5 protein-coding genes are annotated in these 5668 nt (G+C 74.1%); 4 read left to right on the top strand and 1 reads right to left on the bottom strand.

Annotated features, from left to right (window positions below; genetic code table 11):
• The 3 genes from LG632_RS29310 to LG632_RS30415 form a co-directional block, all read left to right on the top strand.
• Positions 1-907: acyl-CoA carboxylase subunit beta (locus LG632_RS29310; protein WP_308109431.1), on the top strand; the 907-nt coding region annotated here is incomplete at its 5' end.
• Positions 908-917: 10 nt separating this feature from the next.
• Positions 918-1154 (top strand): acyl-CoA carboxylase epsilon subunit, encoded by a 237-nt coding sequence (locus LG632_RS29305; RefSeq protein WP_226730940.1) that lies wholly within the window; start codon positions 918-920, stop codon positions 1152-1154.
• Between the two features lie 133 nt (positions 1155-1287).
• Positions 1288-4284 carry an AfsR/SARP family transcriptional regulator gene (locus LG632_RS30415; protein WP_308109429.1) on the top strand — a complete coding sequence of 999 codons (2997 nt, stop codon included), beginning with the start codon at positions 1288-1290 and terminating at the stop codon, positions 4282-4284.
• Between the two features lie 27 nt (positions 4285-4311).
• Here LG632_RS30415 and LG632_RS29285 read toward each other — a convergent pair whose 3' ends face one another.
• The gene (locus LG632_RS29285) at positions 4312-4584 is read right to left on the bottom strand and encodes a hypothetical protein (RefSeq protein WP_226730938.1); all 273 of its coding nucleotides are present in this window, start codon (positions 4582-4584) and stop codon (positions 4312-4314) included.
• 203 nt (positions 4585-4787) lie between these two features.
• Between LG632_RS29285 and LG632_RS29280 the strand changes: the two genes are divergently transcribed.
• On the top strand, positions 4788-5668 hold an 881-nt coding region (locus LG632_RS29280), incomplete at its 3' end, for an AfsR/SARP family transcriptional regulator (RefSeq protein ID WP_226730936.1).

Here is a 5668-nt window from a genome sequence, read left to right as displayed (position 1 = left end):
CGCCGACGTGCACGCCGAGACCTCGGGCGTGGCGCACTTCGCCTACGACGACGAGGAGACCTGCATCGCCGAGGTCCGCTACCTGCTGTCGATGCTCCCCGCCAACAACCGCGCCACCCCGCCCGCCGTCCCCTGCGACGACCCCGCCGACCGCCGCTGCGAGCGCCTGCTCGACCTGGTCCCGCTCGACGGAAGCCGCCCGTACGACATGCGCGAGGTGATCGCCGAGATCGTGGACGACGGCGAGCACATGGAGGTCCACGAGCGCTGGGCCACCAGCGTCATCACCACGCTGGCCCGGCTGGACGGCCGGGTCGTCGGGATCGTCGCCAGCCAGCCGCAGTCCCTGGCCGGCGTCCTCGACATCCACTCCTCCGAGAAGGCCGCCCGCTTCGTCCAGCTGTGCGACGCCTTCTCGATCCCGCTGGTCACCCTGGTCGACGTCCCCGGCTTCCTGCCCGGCGTCGGCCAGGAGCACGGCGGCATCATCCGGCACGGCGCCAAGCTGCTGTACGCCTACTGCAACGCCACGGTCCCGAGGATCTCGCTGGTGCTGCGCAAGGCGTACGGCGGCGCGTACATCGTCATGGACTCCCGCTCCATCGGAGCCGATCTCGCGCTGGCCTGGCCGGCCAACGAGATCGCGGTGATGGGCGCGGAAGGCGCGGCCAACGTCGTCTTCCGCCGCCAGATCGCGGCCGCCGACGACCCCGAGGCGGTCCGCGGGCAGCTCGTCAAGGAGTACAAGAGCGAGCTCATGCACCCGTACTACGCCGCTGAACGCGGCCTCGTCGACGACGTCATCGACCCCGCCGACACCCGCAGCTCCCTGATCGCCGCCCTCGACATGCTCCGCACGAAGCACGCCGTGACCCCCGCCCGCAAGCACGGCAACCCCCCGATGTGAGGAGACGACCTTGTCCGGCAGACACACCGCCCCGGCACTGGAAGGCCCCCTGGCCCCCACCCTCTTCAAGATCATCAATGGTCGGCCCACCCCCGAGGAACTGGCCGCCGTCGCCGCCCTCGTCGCCGCCCTGACCTCCCGCCACACCGACGGCGACGCCGCCCCCGCGGCCGACGCCGCCCGCTGGGAACGCCCCGGCCTGCTGCCCCCCGCCTCCTGGCAGGCGCCTGCGGCACCCCGCACCTGACGCGGCCGGGCCCGACGCGGTCTGGCAGCTTGCTGCCGACCGCGTTGCCCGCCGGACACCCCGCCTTGTAACCCAGAGGAAAGCGGCGTAACGGTCGTTCGGGTACGGCTGCGGCCGAGTGAGGAGGGCAGCCGTGCTCCAGCTGGTGTTCCGGATCCTGGGGCCCCTGGACATCAGTGCCGACGGACGCCCCGTCACCCTCCAGGGCGCCCGGCAGCGCACCATCATGTCGATGCTGCTGCTCAACCCCGGCCGCGTCGTCTCGGTGGACGCCCTCGCCGACGCCGTCTGGCAGGGCAACCCGCCCGCCACCGCCCGCAACCAGATCGCCATCTGCGTCTCCGCCCTGCGCAAGATCGTCAAGACGGCCGTGGGCCTCGACGACCTGCTGGTCACCAGCCACCCCGGCTACCTGCTGCACACCGGCGAGCACCGCATCGACGCCGTCGAGTTCGAGGAACGGGCCGCCCAGGGCCGCGAGGCCGCCCGCGGCGGCCGCGCCGACGAGGCCCGCGCCGCCTTCGAGGAGGCCCTCGCCATGTGGCGGGGCCCGGCCCTCGCCGGCATCACCGCCGAACGCGTCGAGGCCGAGGCCGCCCGGCTGACCGAACTGCGTCTGGACGTCTACGAGCAGCTCACCGCGCTGCGCCTGGAGCAGGGACAGCACCGCGAACTGATCGGCGAGCTCACCGGCTTCGTCCGCGAGCACCCGCTGCGCGAACAGGCCCTCGCCCTGCTCATGCTCGCCCAGTACCGCTCCGGGCGCCGCGCCGAGGCCCTGGAGGCCTACCGGGTCGGCGCCCGGCTGCTCGCCGAGGAACTCGGCATCGACCCCGGCCCCGCGCTGCAGGAGCTCCACGAGGACATCCTCGCCGACGCCCCCCGGCTGACCCCCGCCGAGGGCACCGGGGCCGCGGTCCCGGCCGTCGCCGTGGCCGCCGTACCGGCCCATCTGCCGCCCGCGCCGGCCTCGTTCACCGGCCGTACCGGCGAGCTCGCCGCCTTGGACCGGCTCCTGGACCACCAGGGCGGGGCCTCGCTGCCCGTCGGCTCGGTCGTCGGCACCGGGGGAGTGGGCAAGACCGCCCTCGCCGTCCAGTGGGCGCACCAGGTCGCGTCCCGCTTCCCCGACGGCCAGCTCTTCGCCGACCTGCGCGGCTACGACGAGGAGGAGGCCCCGCGGCGGCCCGCCGCCGTCCTGGACCGGTTCCTGCGCGCCCTCGGCGTACCCGGCCCCCAGATCCCCGCCGACCAGAACGAACGCACCGCCCTGTTCCGCAGCGTCCTGGACGGCCGCCGCGTGCTGATCGTGCTGGACAACGCCCGTTCCTTCCAGCAGGTGCGCCCCCTGCTGCCGGGCACCTCCGGCTGCTGCGTGCTGATCACCAGCCGCGACAGCATGGGCGGGGCCCTGGCCGGCGACTACGCGTACGTGCCCCTGCACCTGGTCTCCCTCGGCCAGGACGAGTCCATCACCCTGCTGTCCCGGGTCGCCGGCGACGACCGGATCTCCACCGACCCGGTGGCCGCGGCCCGGCTGAGCGAACTGTGCGACCGGCTGCCGCTGGCCCTGCGCATCGCCGCCGCCCGGCTCGCCGCCAAACCGCACTGGACGGTGCGCACCCTGGTCGGGCGCCTGGAGGACCAGCGCCGCCGCCTGGACGAACTCAGCCTCGACTCCCGCGGCGTCCGCGCGGGCCTGCGCCTGAGCTACCGCGACCTGCCGGCGCAGACGGCCCGCATGTTCCGGCTGCTCGGCTCCTTGAACGTCACCGAGTTCTCGGCCTGGACCGGCGCCGCCCTGCTCGACATCGACCCCGTCGACGCCGAGGACCTCATCGAGAACCTCGTCGACGCCCAGATGCTGGAACCGCTCAGCGCCAGCAGCGGCCACGTCCGCTACCGCTTCCAGGACCTGCTGCGGCTGTACGCCCGCGAGTGCGCGCTGGCCGAGGACGGCGAGCAGGAACTGCGCACCGCCCTGCGCCGGGTCTGCGCGGTCTTCCTGGGCCTGGCCAAGGAGGCGCACCGGCGCGTCTACGGCGGCGACTTCACGGTGGTCCCGGGCACGGCCACCGTCCGCGAACTGCCGCGGACGCTCTCGTCCGACCTGGTCGAGGACCCCATGGAGTGGTTCGAGGCGGAGCGGATGGCCATCACCGCACTGGTCCAGCAGGCCGCCCGCGAGAACGAGTCCGGATACGCCTGGGAACTGGCGATGACCAGCGTGACCCTCTTCCAGAACCGCAACTACCTGGAGGACTGGCGCGAGTGCGCCGAAGCCGCACTGGAGTCGGCCCGGCGCACCGGCGACCGGCTGGGCGAGGCGGCGATGCAGCAGTCCCTGGGCACCTTGGAGATCGTCCAGTGGGACCACGACAGCGCCTACGAGCGCCTGGGCCGGGCCCTGTTCCTGTTCGAGGAGCGGGGCCAGGCCCAGGGGCGGGCCCTGGTCCTGCGCAACCTGGCGCTGTGCGAACGCCATCGGGGGGACCTGGACCGGGCGGTGGAGCGGGGCCGGCACTCCCTGGAGATCTTCCGGGAGGTCGGCGACCACTACGCCGAGACACACGTACTGGGGATGCTCGCCCAGTTCGAGCTGGAGCGGGGCAACGCGCAGGCCTCGCTCATGATGTCGTCGGAGGCCGTGGCCAAGAGCCGCGGGCTGGGCACGGCCAGGGGCGAGGCGCAGAGCACGGCGCGGCTGGCCGAGGCGCTCCTGCAGAGCGGTGACGGGGTACGCGCGGAGGAGGCCTGCCGAAGGGCGCTGGAACTGGTCCTGGAAAGCGGCGACCAGCGGGGCGAGGCCCATGTGCTGCGGGCACTGGGGGAGGCACTGTGGTGCCAGGACCGGCCGGAGGAGGCCGAGTCGGTGCTGCGCAGCGCGGTGAAGGCGGCACAGGAGGTGCCGGACACGTTCCTCGAGGCGAGGGCGGTCATGGTGCTGGGCGGTGCACTGATGCTGCGGGGCGACCGCGCGGGTGCCGCCGGCGCCCTCATGGAGGCGACGGAACTGTTCGACACGATCGGCTCGCGGGTGTGGCGGGACCGGGCGGACCGGCTCCTGGTGGCGCTCGCGGACGGCGCACCGGTCGGCTCCGCGGAGCTGTTCGCGCTCGTACGCCCCTGACCTCGCGGGCCGGGCCCCCGCAGCGCATCAGATCCACGGGTCGTCCCCCGTCGTCCGGGGCGCGGAGATCCACGGGTCGTCCTTGGTGGCACCGGCTGGGGCCGAGATCCACGGGTCGTCCTTGGCCACCGCGGTCCGCGCCGAGACCCACGGGTCGTCGCCCGCGGCGGCGCTGACCCCGGCCGCACCGAGCGCGGCGACGATCACGGCGGTCGTGGCGGCGATGCGTCCGAGCGGAGCGACGACGGCGGTGGCGGCGGTGCGACGAGCGGTACGGGCGAGGTGGTCGAAGCGCTGCATGACGGTCTCCTTCGGGTGGCTCCGGGAGGGGGTTCCCTTCGGCTGACCACCAACGTAGGAAGCCGCCGTTTCCGACCGCTTTCAAAGCGCTTTCGGTTCACCGAAATCGATCCGAGAGCGCCATAAAACCCCAGGTCAATACCGTTCTTCCGAAGGAGGGGACCCCATCGGGAGGCCCCCTCGCACCGGCGACGGAGGCGACCATGGACAGGGCCACGGCCCCCACCCCGACCGCGGCGCGCGGCACGGCCACGGGCATGGAATTCACCCTGCTCGGCCCGGTGTCGGCGCAGTGCGCCGGCCGCCCGGTCGTCCTGGACGGGGCCAAGCAGCGGACGGTCCTGGCCGCCCTGCTCCTCGCCCGCGGCCACGTGGTCACGGACGAGCGGCTCACCACCCTCCTGTGGGGCGAGGACCCGCCCGCCACCTCCACCAGCCAGCTCTACACCTACGTCTCCCGGCTGCGCACCCGCCTCGGCCCGGAGCACGGCCTGGAACGCCGGGGCGCGGGCTACGCCATGAGGACGGCGGACACCACGGTCGTCGACTGGCACACCTTCCAGACCCTCGTGGCGGCCGGCCGCACGGCCCTGCGCGAAGGCCGCGCCGCGGACGCCGAACGCCGCCTCGCCGAAGCCCTCGACCTGTGGCAGGGCCACCCCCTCCCCGACGTCACCGACCACCTCTGCGCCGCCGAGACCCCCGCCATGACCGAGGCCCACCTGACGGCCGTCGAACTCCACGCTGAAGCCGCCCTGGCCCTGGGCCAGCACGCGGCGCTCGTCCCGGCGCTGACCCGCCAGGTCGCCCTGCACCCCCTGCGCGAGGGCCTGCTGGCGCACCTGATGACGGCCCTGTACCGCAGCGGCCGCCCGTCCGACGCCCTGACCGCGTACGAATCGGCCCGCCGCATGCTGGCCGACAACCTGGGCACCGACCCCACCCCCGCCCTCCGCGCCCTCCACCACGCCGTCCTCACCAACACCGTCCCTGCGCCCCCCACCCCGCCCGCGGCGGCGCCGGCGCCGGTGCGGCCCGGCGCGCAGCCGGCGCCGTCGCCCTCCGCGACGGCAGCCGGTACGCC

Origin of the sequence: Streptomyces antimicrobicus, from assembly GCF_020532625.1 — a bacterium.
Classification (GTDB): Bacteria; Actinomycetota; Actinomycetes; order Streptomycetales; family Streptomycetaceae; genus Streptomyces; species Streptomyces antimicrobicus.
This window is presented reverse-complemented; position numbering and strand designations above follow the sequence as displayed.